The sequence below is a fragment of the Rhizobium leguminosarum bv. trifolii WSM2297 genome (assembly GCF_000271845.1).
Map to the genome: position 1 here is coordinate 509,473 of NZ_JH719393.1, position 11,799 is coordinate 521,271.

12 protein-coding genes are annotated in these 11,799 nt (G+C 62.0%); 8 read left to right on the forward strand and 4 right to left on the reverse strand.

Annotated features, from left to right (window positions below; translation table 11 throughout):
• Positions 1-86: 86 nt before the first annotated feature.
• A complete protein-coding gene (locus RLEG4DRAFT_RS06155; protein WP_003576120.1) occupies positions 87-848 on the reverse strand; it encodes a DeoR/GlpR family DNA-binding transcription regulator in 762 nt (253 codons plus the stop codon).
• Between the two features lie 245 nt (positions 849-1,093).
• On the opposite strand from RLEG4DRAFT_RS06155, the gene RLEG4DRAFT_RS06160 reads away from it, so the two are divergent.
• From RLEG4DRAFT_RS06160 to RLEG4DRAFT_RS06195, 8 genes are all read left to right on the forward strand, one after another.
• Positions 1,094-1,894 carry a class I fructose-bisphosphate aldolase gene (locus RLEG4DRAFT_RS06160; RefSeq protein ID WP_003576122.1) on the forward strand — a complete coding sequence of 267 codons (801 nt, stop codon included), beginning with the start codon at positions 1,094-1,096 and terminating at the stop codon, positions 1,892-1,894.
• A 3-nt stretch (positions 1,895-1,897) separates the two neighbouring features.
• Positions 1,898-2,833 carry a PfkB family carbohydrate kinase gene (locus RLEG4DRAFT_RS06165; protein ID WP_003576124.1) on the forward strand — a complete coding sequence of 312 codons (936 nt, stop codon included), beginning with the start codon at positions 1,898-1,900 and terminating at the stop codon, positions 2,831-2,833.
• 323 nt (positions 2,834-3,156) lie between these two features.
• Positions 3,157-4,305 (forward strand): ABC transporter ATP-binding protein, encoded by a 1,149-nt coding sequence (locus RLEG4DRAFT_RS06170; protein ID WP_003576127.1) that lies wholly within the window; start codon positions 3,157-3,159, stop codon positions 4,303-4,305.
• A gap of 130 nt (positions 4,306-4,435) precedes the next feature.
• Positions 4,436-5,512: a Gfo/Idh/MocA family protein gene (locus tag RLEG4DRAFT_RS06175; protein ID WP_003576128.1), complete on the forward strand. Its 1,077-nt coding sequence runs from the start codon at positions 4,436-4,438 to the stop codon at positions 5,510-5,512.
• Positions 5,512-6,357, forward strand: a complete 846-nt coding sequence (locus tag RLEG4DRAFT_RS06180; RefSeq protein ID WP_003576130.1) for a sugar phosphate isomerase/epimerase family protein — start codon at positions 5,512-5,514, stop codon at positions 6,355-6,357. The genes RLEG4DRAFT_RS06175 and RLEG4DRAFT_RS06180 overlap by 1 nt, the downstream gene beginning before the upstream one ends.
• Positions 6,354-7,163 (forward strand): alpha/beta fold hydrolase, encoded by an 810-nt coding sequence (locus tag RLEG4DRAFT_RS06185; protein ID WP_003576131.1) that lies wholly within the window; start codon positions 6,354-6,356, stop codon positions 7,161-7,163. The genes RLEG4DRAFT_RS06180 and RLEG4DRAFT_RS06185 overlap by 4 nt, the downstream gene beginning before the upstream one ends.
• Before the next feature lie 4 nt (positions 7,164-7,167).
• Positions 7,168-7,869 (forward strand): ribulose-phosphate 3-epimerase, encoded by a 702-nt coding sequence (locus RLEG4DRAFT_RS06190; protein ID WP_003576132.1) that lies wholly within the window; start codon positions 7,168-7,170, stop codon positions 7,867-7,869.
• 14 nt (positions 7,870-7,883) lie between these two features.
• Complete coding sequence (locus RLEG4DRAFT_RS06195) at positions 7,884-8,840, forward strand: ROK family protein (RefSeq protein ID WP_003576134.1); 957 nt, start codon at positions 7,884-7,886, stop codon at positions 8,838-8,840.
• A 25-nt stretch (positions 8,841-8,865) separates the two neighbouring features.
• Here the strand turns inward: RLEG4DRAFT_RS06195 and RLEG4DRAFT_RS06200 are convergent, their stop codons facing one another.
• From RLEG4DRAFT_RS06200 to RLEG4DRAFT_RS06210, 3 genes are read right to left on the reverse strand one after another with little or no spacing between them, the layout of a single operon-like run.
• On the reverse strand, positions 8,866-9,258 hold the full coding sequence (locus tag RLEG4DRAFT_RS06200; RefSeq protein WP_003576136.1) for a DUF4112 domain-containing protein: 393 nt from the start codon (positions 9,256-9,258) through the stop codon (positions 8,866-8,868).
• Positions 9,259-9,315: 57 nt separating this feature from the next.
• A complete protein-coding gene (locus tag RLEG4DRAFT_RS06205) occupies positions 9,316-10,389 on the reverse strand; it encodes an alcohol dehydrogenase family protein (protein ID WP_003576138.1) in 1,074 nt (357 codons plus the stop codon).
• A 14-nt stretch (positions 10,390-10,403) separates the two neighbouring features.
• On the reverse strand, positions 10,404-11,783 hold the full coding sequence (locus RLEG4DRAFT_RS06210) for an aspartate aminotransferase family protein (RefSeq protein ID WP_003576139.1): 1,380 nt from the start codon (positions 11,781-11,783) through the stop codon (positions 10,404-10,406).
• Positions 11,784-11,799 lie beyond the last annotated feature (16 nt).

Genomic DNA, 11,799 nt, shown 5'->3' on the forward strand with positions numbered 1-11,799 from the left:
CGCGGTCCCCCGGCACCGGCCAAAGCCTTTGAGGCGCGCCAGTAGCTCTGCCGGCTCTGTTTTGAAGTGGAGAGGTCGACTGCAGGTCACGCGTAGCGCACCTCCACGCCGAGCTTGTCCAGTCGGTGGCGAATGCTGTGCGGCATGTTGCTGTCGGTGATGATCAGATCGACGCGCGACAGCGAGAAGGCTTTGGAGGAGGCGCCGATGTCGAACTTGCTCGAATCCGCCACGAGCACGACGCGCCGGGCCATGCGAACCAGGTTGCGTTTGGTCCGCGCAATGTCCTCGGAAACATCGACGACGTCGAAAGCCTGATCGATCGCGTGAGCGCTGACAAAGGCCTGGTGGGCGACGAGGCCGCCGACCGCCTTGTCGGAGTCCGATACGATCGTGCTGACGGTGCTCGGAAACACCCGGCCGCCGATCATGTGCACGTCCAGTCCCGGTCGGTACATCAGATGCTGGGCGATGTTCATCGCCGTCGTCGCAACCACGACATTGTTGACCGGGGGCATCTGCATGGCCACCTGCAGCAGTGTCGAACCGCTGTCGAATACAATCGACTGGTTGTCGATGATCTGCCGCGCCGCCATCTGGGCAATGCGCCGCTTCGCATCGAAATTGCGCTGCATGCGCTCCTGGAAGGCTGCCGCCGGTGAGTCGGACGGCAAGGCGATTGCCCCGCCATGCGTTTTGATCAACTGCTTCTTCGCATCCATGATTTCGAGGTCGGAGCGGATCGTCACTTCCGAGACCTCGAAGAATTCCGCGAGCTGCCGAGTGCGGGCCTGACCGACCCGTTGAAGTTCCAGCATGATCTGCTGCCGCCGCTGTTCTGCAAGCATGTGTGATCCCGACCGTCGCGGCCCATCGCAATGGCGCGGCTTTTGAAAAACGAAAGCACTCCGCATCATCCGGCGGCTTGCATCTGAAAAAATAGCCTCTGAATGGGCGAAATGCACGTCAAAAATTCGCTCTTCAAGTGGAAACGAAAGAATTCGAAATATTGAGTATTTGTTTGTTTTCGAGTTAGCTTTTCAACAACGGCGCCGGCAATCGCAAAGCCAGCCATCACAAAGGAAGCATCGACATGGGTCTCGGAACCAAAATCCGCCTCGCACGCCTGTTCTCGAACCCATCGGGTCATTTGTTTGGAGGCGCGGTCGATCATTTTGTCGGTTATGGCAATGTCAGGGAGGGTGGACTTGCCGACCTGCCGGGTGCGCTGCGACGGGTGATGGCGGGAGGCCCCGACTACATCAGCATTCAGCCTGGCGCGGCGCGCCACCTCTGGTCGGATTACGCCGGGAAAGCAGCCCTCGTCATTCAGGGTGGGTGCTTCACCGCCGACGACCGGATTCGCCAGCTCATTGCGACCCCGGAAGACGCGGTGCGTTATGGTGCGGACGCTCTGGCTGTTGCCATTCCCGTGCGCGGCGCCACCGAAGGAGAGTACATCCGTTGGCTCACGGATACGGTCAACGCGGCCGCCCGCTTCGAGATGCCGGTCGTCGCCCATGTCTATCCCCGCGATTTCTCCGACGGCGGCAAGATCGTGTTTACCCCGGATGAGATTGCTTATGCGGTGCGCATCGGCTTCGAGGCCGGCGTCGACGTGATCAAGGTCGGCTACACCGGCGATTTCCAATCGTTCCGGGAGACCGTGGCGACCTGCCCAATTCCGGTCGTGATCGCCGGCGGCCCGAAGACCGATACGCTCCTTGAAGCACTCGTCCAGACCTCGGAAGCATTGCGTGCCGGTGCCAAGGGTGCCGTTGTCGGCCGCAACCTCTGGGGTCACGGCGATACCACCATGGCCGCGCGCGCCTTCAAGTTCGTCATTCATAAGGGGATGGCGCCGGAGGATGCGCTGGCGGCTGCCGGTGCTTGAGACGTGGCGCGCCCGCTCCAGGTTCTGGGCTTCGGCGCCCTGGCAATCGATGACATCATCTATGTCGATCGGGCGCTTTCGGCCGGCAAGGGGAAGGTGACGAAGCGCGCCATGGACCACGGCGGCAACGTGGCGACGGCTCTTGTTGCCGTCGCCCGGCTCGGCGGGCGCGCCAGTTTCATCGGCTGGCTCGGCGATGACCCTGCGACCGATCTGGCCGGTGCCGAGCTCGAGCGTGACGGTGTCGACATATCGCTGGCGCCCCGCCACGCCGATGCGGCGCCGATCCGTTCCGTAATCATGGTCGGCCCTGACGGCGACCGGTTCATAGCCTATGACGACGATGTGCTGCACGGCACGTCGGATGGGCTGCCCGACGAGGTCTTGATGCGGGCTCCGGTCCTGCTGATAGATGGTTATGCCACGCATTCGGAAAGGGTCGTGGCGCGGGCGCGCGTGCTTGGCCTTGCCGTGATTGCTGATATCGAATGGACGGTCGGTCCGGCGACGGATCGGATCCTCGCCTTCGCCGACCATCTGGTGCTGCCGCTCGCCTTTGCCAGGGAATACACCGGTGAAGGCGATCCAGCGACCATTCTGGAGAAGCTCTGGTCGGGAGATCGGTCCGCGGTTGTCCTGACCGATGGCGAATGCGGGACCTACCTGCGCCAGAAGGACGACGCCATCCGCTGGCATTTGCCGGCCTATAAAGTTCAGGCAGTCGACACGACCGGCGCCGGCGATTGTTTTCACGGCGCATACGCTCTTGCGCTTGCCGAGGGAAAGAGCCCGCTTGATTGCGTCGCCTATGCCACGGCGGCGGCCGCCATTTCCGTGACGGCACGGGGCGGGCGCATGGGTCTGCCGGATAACCGGACGTGCCTGGCATGGATGGCGGCGGAAAATGCACCCGTGCCGCTCCCGATCCCGGCCTGTTGACCATTGCGCTGAAAGATCTGTCGGCATCCTCGATCGATCCGGCGGCCCCACGCGGCAGGTCCGCAATGGAAAGACGTCGAAAGATCCTTCAACTGCTGCGCCACCATAAAATTACGCGCGTTAAAAAATATTGTTCCGCAATTTTCCGCATAAAACGTATCTATTTCAAATAGATGATAAAAATATGCCGACGGCTTGTTGCGGATTTATTTTGATTCTTTTGTTGACTTTCAACTTCAGGCCTGAGCCTTCTTGTCGAAGGATCGGAGACGCGGGGAGCGCCGTCTGAAAGTGTGGTCCGGACTGATAAGGGAGGACGAGACGTGGCTGTGGTTGTACTCGACAAGATCTGCAAGACCTATGGAAACAGCTACCATGCCATCAAGGATCTGAGCCTGACGATCCGCGATGGCGAGTTTCTCATTCTGGTCGGTCCATCCGGATGCGGAAAATCGACCGCCCTGCGGATGATTGCCGGGCTCGAGGAAATCAGCAGCGGAACCTTGAGCATCGGCGGCCAGGATGTCGAAGATCTCGCGCCCAAGGACCGGGACATCGCCATGGTCTTTCAGAGCTACGCGCTTTATCCGCACATGACCGTATTCGACAACATCGCCTTTTCGATGAAGCTGGCGGGAAAGAGCAAGGCCGAGCGCGCCAAGCGCGTGCATGAAATCGCCAAGATCCTGCAGCTGGAAACCTTGCTAGGTAACAAGCCCGCCCAGCTTTCCGGCGGCCAGCGCCAGCGTGTTGCGATGGGCCGCGCCATGGTTCGCGAGCCCGCGGCATTCCTCATGGACGAACCGCTCTCGAACCTCGATGCGAAGCTGCGTGTCCAGATGCGGGCGGAGATCGCAAGCCTGCAGAGACAATTGGGCGTGACGACGATCTACGTGACGCACGACCAGACCGAAGCGCTGACGATGGGCGATCGCGTCGCCGTGCTGAAGGGCGGCGTGCTCCAGCAGGTGGATACACCCAAGGCTCTGTATCACCGCCCGGTCAACGCGTTCGTCGCGGGCTTTATCGGCTCGCCGTCTATGAACCTTTTCGAAGGGCGTCTGGAGCGCGGGCGGATCCATCTGCCGGGTTTCTCCATCCCCTTGTTCGAAGGCGCCTTCGAGCGCGCTCCCGGTCTTTCCGCCTTCGAGGGTAAGGCCCTGATCTTTGGGGTCAGGCCGGAGGACCTCTACGACAGCCGGTTGCCGTCCGGAGCCTCCTATCCAACGATCCCGGTTGTCGTGAAGTCGATCGAGGAGCTTGGCTCCGAGTTGATCGTACATTTAAAGATCGACGCCGTCCGGATCGACTCGGGCGATCCCGATGCCGTCGAAGACCTGAGCGGGGCCGCCAACGCCGTCGCGAGGTTCGAAGCCGTCAGCGCCGTCGAGACGGGCCAAACGATCAATCTGGCAATCGACCCGGCGAAACTGCACTTTTTCCACCCGCAAACGCACATGGCTTTGAACTGACGAGAGAGGGCCGGGCGGGGCTGATGGTCGCTCGGCCGGCCGGAATAGGTCTTCGGCGTTTGATGTCTCGACTCCATTCGACGCCAAAATCAGCGTTCATGTTTCAATATTCGACCCAGAGGGCTTATCGATGCCAGCAAAACAGGAACGGCGCCTCCGCATCGGCGTACTCGGAGCAGGCCAGATTGCGCAGGCCGCGCACTTCGAGAGCTGCACCAAGGCGGCGAATGCCGATCTCTATGCGATTTGCGATGTCGCCGCGGACCTGCGCGAACGCATGGCAATCACCCATGGGGCCGGCAAGACCTATGATGACTACGACAAGATGCTGGCTGATCCCGACCTCGATGCCGTGGTCATCGCGACCGCCGATGCCTTTCATGTGCCGGCGTCCATTCGCGCGCTGCAGGCCGGGAAACATGTCCTGTGTGAGAAACCTGTCGGAGTCACCATTGAGGAATGCCTTGAACTGAAGGCTGAAGTCGACAGGTCGGGTAGGGTGTTTCAAGTCGGGCATATGAAGCGTTTCGACGCCGGGCTGCAGTCGGCCAAATCCTTCATTCGCGATGAAATGGGCGAGATGGTTGCTCTGAAAGCATGGTATTGCGACAGCACGCACCGTTATCCGATGACCGATGCGGTCCAGCCCCTGATCGTCACCAGTGCCAATGCGCGCAAACCGTCCACCAATCCGAAAGCCGATCTGCGCCGCTACTACATGCTTGCGCATGGCTGCCACCTGATCGACACGGCACGTTATCTTGCCGGCGACATCGTTTCCGTCGCCGCTCGTCTGTCCGAGCGCGCCGGTATCTGGTGCTGGTTCGTCGACGTGGAATTTGCCTCCGGCACGATCGGCCATCTCGATCTCACCGTCCAGGTGCGTATGGACTGGCACGAGGGCTTCCAGATCTACGGCAGGAACGGCAGCATTTTGGGCAAGACCTATAACCCGTGGTACTACAAGACCAGCGAGGTCGACATTTTCCGGGAAGCCGACGGCGCCACCCATCGCGTACTCGGTGCGGACGGCCATTTCTACCGCCGCCAGGTCGAAGGCTTTGCCCGCACCGTTCTGGATGGCGCGGTCATGGAAGGGGCCGACATCGAAGATGGCTTGGCCTCCGTGCGGGCCATGGTCGCCATCGCGCGGTCCGTCGAAAGCGGCAAGGCGGTTGCACTGGCTGACGTCACGGGTGGCGTGTGATGAAGCTCGGCATTTTCGCAAAGACCTTCGAGGGAACGGAACCCGCGACCGTTCTCAATTCGGTTGCCCAGGCCGGGTTCACCTGTGCGCAATACAATATGGCCTGCTCGGGTTTGCAGCCGATGCCGGAGACGATAACGGAAGCCCAGGCGCGGGCGGTCACTGAGGCGGCGCGCAGTAGCGGCGTCGAGATCGTCGCCGTTTCCGGCACGTTCAACATGATCCATCCCGATCCTTCCGTTCGCGCGGCCAGCCTTCGCAATTTGGCGACGCTGGCGGAGCGCTGCGCCGGCATGTCGACAGGCCTGATCACGCTCTGCACCGGCACACGCGACCCCATTGACCAGTGGAAGGCGCATGCCGACAATGACACGCCGGAAGCCTGGCGTGATCTCCTCGACGCCATGGGCGCAGCCGTCGAGCTCGCCGAGCGCTACAATGTGGATCTCGGCATCGAGCCCGAGCTTGCCAATGTCGTCAACTCGGCTGAGAAAGCCTATCGGCTGATCACCGCACTGCAGAGCCCGCGTATCAGGATCGTGCTCGATCCGGCCAACCTTTTCGAGGTTGCGACGCGGGATGAACAGCGCAGCATCGTGTCTGCCGCGATCGATCTTCTGGCCGATCGGATCGTCATGGCGCATGCAAAAGACCGCAATCCCGACGGCAGTTTCGCGACCGCCGGCAAGGGCGTGCTCGACTACGCGCATTATCTCGGCCGCCTCAAATCCATTGGCTTTTCCGGCAGTCTCGTCACCCACGGACTTTCGGCGGCAGAAGCGGCCGGTGCGGCGGCTTTCCTGAAACATGCCCTCGACGGCAAACCGGCGGGGGCAGTCCGATGAGACGGGCTCAACCGTTCGAAACCAGCGACGGAACCATTCTCAACGTCGATATGGCGGGCGAGGGTGCGTCGGCAATATTCCAGCATGGCCTCTGCGGAGACGCGGCGCAGACCGACGAAGTCTTTCCGCTCGAAACCGGTTTTCGCCGCATTACGGTCGAAGCCCGCGGCCACGGCCGTTCCGGGGTCGGCAACCTCGAGCAACTGTCGATTTCGACCTTCTGCGATGATATTGCCGCTTATAACGAGAAGAACCTTGCAGCGCCGGTTGTGATCGGCGGTATCTCGATGGGGGCCGCGATCGCCTTGCGTCTCGCCGTCAAGCGCCCCGATCTCGTCAAGGCGCTGATCGTGGCAAGACCGGCTTGGCTGAGTGCATCGGCGCCGGAAAACATGGCGCCCAATGCCGAGGTCGGGCGGCTTCTGAAAACTCTGCCGGCGATTGAGGCAGGGCAGGCATTCCTCGCCGGACCGGTAGGGCGGCGGCTCGCCGCCGAGGCGCCGGACAATCTGGCCTCGCTTGCCGGGTTTTTCTCCCGCACGCCGTTGGGCGTGACCGCCGAACTGCTGACCAGGATTTCCAACGACGGCCCTGGCGTGACCGACGCGGACATTTGCAATCTTACCCTGCCGACGCTCGTCATCGGCCATGATCGGGACAGCATTCATCCTCTTGGCCACGCGCGTGCTCTCGCCGAACGGATTGCCGGCGCGCGTTTCGTGCAGATCACGCCGAAAGCTGAGAGCCGTCCGCAATATGTCGCCGACTTTCGGCTTGCTGTCGGCAATTTTCTGAAGGAGCTTTGAGACAATGCCTACCCCCTCCAAGACCTGGGTCGCCGATCTTCCCAGGGATCGACTGATCGCCGAATTCTCCGTCTGGTCGGCCGATCTCATGCATCTCGCGGATGATCTCGGGCGTGTCGATCCTTGCGTCGACATCCTACACATCGATGTTGCCGATGGTCATTTCGCGCCGGCAATTTTGTTTTTCCCCGATCTTGTGGCCGGCGTGCGCAAGGTTTCCACGCGTCCGATCCATGTTCACTTGATGGTTGCCGACAGCATCATCCTGTCGCAGATCGAGCAGTTTGCCGATGCCGGCAGCGACCTGATCAGTCTTCATGTCGAAAACGAAAGCGTCGCCGACCAGGCTCTCGATCTTCTCGATCGCCGCGGCCTGGCGGCCGGCATGGTCCTCAAGCTCGATACCCCCGTCGAGCGGATCGCGAAATACGCGTCCCGGCTGCGGTTTGTGACGCTGCTTGGCACGGCGATCGGCGTGAAAGGCCAGGGCCTCGACGAAAAGGCCGGCGCCCGGCTTCAACAGGCAAAGCGGATCATCGCCGGCTGCGGTGCGGCTCATCGGATTGTGCTTGCGGCCGACGGCGGCATTCGCGAGCACACTGTGCCTCTGCTGCGCCAATCGGGTGCGGAAACGGTCGTTCTCGGTTCCCTGGCTTTCAATGCACCGTCGCTCGACGAGCGGATGGCGTGGATCCGGGCCCTCTAACTCTTGGTCTTCATATGCAGCAGGTTGCCATTGGTATAGACCTCGGCGGAACGCAGGTGCGCGCAGCCCTTGTCGACGAGCAGGGCAGGATCCTGACGCGATTCGCCGAACCAACGGATGCGCTGGCCGGCCCCGACCGGGTGCTCTCCCAGATTTGCGGCCTCGTCGATCGATTGCTTGCAGCATCGAATCCTGCTTCGGTAGTGGGCGTCGGCGTATCCGCCCCAGGCCCGCTCGACACCGTCGCCGGTGTCGCAACTGATATCCCGACCCTTCCGGGCTTCGTCGATTTTCCGCTGAAGGCGGAGTTGCAGAAGCGGTTTTCCTTTCCGGTCGATCTCGAGAACGATGCGATTGCCGCGGCGATCGGCGAGTGGCAGTTTGGTATCGGCAAGGGACTTGATAACCTCGTCTACGTCACGGTGAGCACCGGTATCGGCGGCGGCGTTATCTCGGACGGTCACGTGCTGCGCGGCCGCAAGGGCATGGCAGCCCATGTCGGTCACATGTCGGTCGTGCCGAACGGCGACCTTTGCCCTTGCGGCAACAGGGGCTGTTTCGAGGCCTACGGCTCCGGACCGGCTTTTGCGCGGCGCGCCCAATTGAGGGCGATGGAAAGCCGCGGGACGACGATAGGCAGCGATGGCGGCGCCATCGACAGCCGCAGCGTTTTCGCGGCGGCCAGAAATGGCGATCGTCTGGCAAATCAACTGGTCGACGAGGAAGCCGAGATTCTCGGCCGCGGCTTCACCAGCCTGATCCATATCTTCAGTCCCGATATCATCGTCATGGGAGGAGGGCTCTCCCACGAGTTCGATCGGCTGCAACCGGGCATTCAGGCCTACATCAGGCAATGGGCAATGCCGGCATTCAAGGACGTCAGGGTGATGCTGGCGGCATTGGATCAGAGCTCGGGCCTCGTCGGCGCCGCGGCTCTGGCGTTTCTGGCAGGGAAGGTCGCTCCGAGGTGATCCGGTCCCGGGGGAATCGGCTTCGTCAAAATCGGCGATTAAGCTCGTCTTCGTTAACGCCGAAATGGTCGAGGATGATGCCGACGTTGCGGCGGTGAGACTTGAAATAGACGTCGAAGAGATCGCCGATCAGTGGAACCGTGCCGCAGGCGGCGTCGACGCCGAGATTGGCGGCCATGCGGGCGAGCTTGTGGGTGGGAAGGCCAAGCCGCCTTGCCTCATCGATGATGAAAAGACCGATCAGCGATCCGGCAATATCGCCGACGGCCGGGATGAGGCCAAGGACCGAGTCCGCACCGATCCGCACGCCGATGAAGGGCAATCGAACCGCCGTATCCATCAGACGGGCTATGCCGACAGCGCGCCGAATTCGCCCGAGTTCGGCAGGGGTGAGGTATGTCGTTTTGCCCGTGTCCATGGCCGTGAAACGCCGCAAAACCGATAAGGTTCGCTGAGGCGTGATCGGAGACCCCGCTTATTTCTTGTCGGGAACCACGACCAATTTGCCGACGAAATTCTTCGCCATGAAATCCGTCTGGGCACGGTGGAATTCCGACAGCGGATAGACGCCGCCGACGAGAGGCCGGATCTTCCGGTTTTCGATATAGCCGATAAGCCGGCGGAAATCGGCGCGGCTTCCCTGGCTCGATCCGTGCAATTCCAGCTGCTTCAGATACATGGTCCTGAGATCGAGTTGAACCACCGGGCCGGCGATGGCGCCGGCCGTGGTGTAGCGGCCTTCCGGGCGCAGGATTTTCAGGAGGTCGTTGAACAGCGGGCCGCCGACCAGATCGGCGACGACATCGATCGGCTGGCCACGGCTTGCCGAATGGACGGCTTCGACCAGATCGCCCTTGCCACGGGTGACGACCGCTTCGGCGCCGATCTCGAGCATCGCCGCCTCCTTGCCCGGACCCGTGACAGCAATCGGGATGGCGCCGCGGGCACGCGCGAGCTGGATGATCGCCGAGCCGACGCCGCCCGAGGCGCCGGTGACGAGGACGCGTTCGCCGGCGACAAGCCGCGCCCGTTCCAGCATGCGCTCGCCGGTCAGATAGGCGCAGCAGAAGGTGGCGAGCTCGACGTCGGTCAGATCGGTTGCGACGACATGGGCATTTTCGGCCGGCAGCGCCATATATTCGGCATAGCCGCCATCCCGCCCGTGGCCCATGTAGTCGATGTCGGCGAGGCTGTCGTCGTCGCGATTATAGATCGAGAAGTCGACCATGATACGCTCGCCGATCCGCGCCGGGTCGACCCCGGCACCGACGGCGACGATATGGCCAACCGTATCGGTGCCCTGAATGCGAGGGAAGGTCAGCGTATTGCCCTGCCGGCGCCAGCTGGAGACGGCGGCCGGGTCGTCCTCGGTGCCATAGGCGCCCTCGCGCACCCACACATCGGTATTGTTCATGCCGCAGGCGGTGACGCGGATCAGCACTTCGCCGTCTGCGGGCGCCGGCACCGTCACGTCGCTGCGGTAGACGAGCTTGTCCAATCCGCCGTGACCGGTGAGCAATACGGCCGCCATCTTTTCCGGGATCGTCATGCCGCTCTTCTCCCTCAGATGCCGTTGAAGACGGTTTCGATCGTCGCTGACGCCGCCTTGACGACGATGTCGGCCTCTTCGCGCGTCAGGCAGAGCGGCGGGGCGAAGCCGAGGATATCCCCCTGCGGCATGGCACGGCCGATGACGCCGCGTTCGAGAAGGGCGGATGCCACCTGCGGCCCGATCTTGCGGCCGGGATCGAAGAATTTGCGGTCGTCCCTATCCTCGACAAATTCGATTGCCGCCATCAGCCCGTCACCGCGGACTTCGCCGACGTTTCGGTGGCTGCCGACCGCTTTTGCCAATTCTGAGCGGAAATAGCCGCCGGTCGCGCCGGCATTCTCGACGATGCCGAGTTCGTCGATCAGTTCGAGATTGGCAATACCCGCGGCAGCGCAGATCGGATGGGCAGAATAGGTCCAGCCGTGGCCGATCGCCCCCATCTGGTCGGAGCCCTGCACAAGCACTTGCCACATTTTGTCGGAGACGATCGAGCCGGAAAGCGGAGCATAGGCCGAGGTCAGGCCCTTGGCGATGGTGATCAGGTCCGGCTTCATGCCGTAGTGATCCGAGCCGAACATCGTGCCGAGACGGCCGAAGCCGGTGACGACTTCGTCGGCAACGAGCAGGATGTCATATTTGTCGAGCACGGCCTGGATTTTCTGCCAGTAGTCCTTCGGCGGCGGTACGATGCCGCCGGTGCCGAGGATGGGTTCGCCAATGAAGGCGGCAACCGTTTCCGGGCCTTCGGCGAGGATCATCTCCTCCAGCCTGTCGGCGCAATATTGCGAGAACTGCTCCTCGTCCATGGAGCGGTCGGGCCGGCGGAAATAATAGGGTGCTTCGGTATGCAGCACCGGCGCGCGCGGCAGGTCGAAGGCGTTGTGGAAGAGCGCAAGACCGGTCAAGCTGCCGGTCATGACGCCGGAGCCGTGATAACCGCGCCAGCGCGAAATGATCTTCTTCTTCTCCGGACGGCCGAGGATATTGTTGTAATACCAGATCAGCTTGATGTTGGTCTCGTTGGCATCAGAGCCGGAAAGCCCGAAATAGACCCTCGACATACCATCAGGCGCACGGTCGATGATCATCTTCGAAAGCGTAATCGAGGCCTCGGTGCCGTGGCCGACATAAGCATGGTAATAGGCGAGGTTCTTTGCTTGCTCGGCGATCGCCTCGGCGATCTTCTGGCGGCCGTATCCGACATTGACGCAATAGAGGCCGGCAAAGGCGTCGAGGCTTTTGCGGCCTGTCGTGTCGGTAATGTAGACGCCTTCGCCGCCGGCGATGACGCGGGTCGGAGTATCGCCGCGGGCATGCATGCCCATATGGGTCGAGGGATGGAAGAAGTGATCGCGGTCCCAGGCGGTGAGTTCGTTGCTTCTGTCGAGCATGTCCTATCCTCTTTCT